Origin of the sequence: Lentilactobacillus hilgardii DSM 20176 = ATCC 8290 (assembly GCF_000159315.1) — a bacterium.
Taxonomy (GTDB): Bacteria; Bacillota; Bacilli; order Lactobacillales; family Lactobacillaceae; genus Lentilactobacillus; species Lentilactobacillus hilgardii.
Genome location: NZ_GG670082.1, coordinates 1 through 237, shown reverse-complemented (window position 1 = coordinate 237; position 237 = coordinate 1). Strand labels below are relative to the sequence as shown.

Here is a 237-nt window from a genome sequence, read left to right as displayed (position 1 = left end):
ATACGGATATTAAGGGTGATCCACTCTATGATCCTAACCGTCACACAAAAGTACAGGCGTTTACATGGAATGAAGACGGGACACCAAACTTTGGTAAACCGACGCCATATAACTATGATTAATTTCATACCATAGATTACCTCATTGTTTTTCAACTCGATGGAAGCAAAGTAGCTGTTTTAGTCATTCGCTTCTATTTTTGCAATCATTAAAGTGAAATAGTTCACATGAACATAA

Annotated in this window: 1 pseudogene; it reads left to right on the top strand. The window is 36.3% G+C overall.

What is annotated here, in order from left to right:
* Window positions 1-122: pseudogene (locus HMPREF0519_RS14540) on the top strand (alpha-N-arabinofuranosidase); the annotation flags it as partial.
* Between the last annotated feature and the right edge of the window lie 115 nt (window positions 123-237).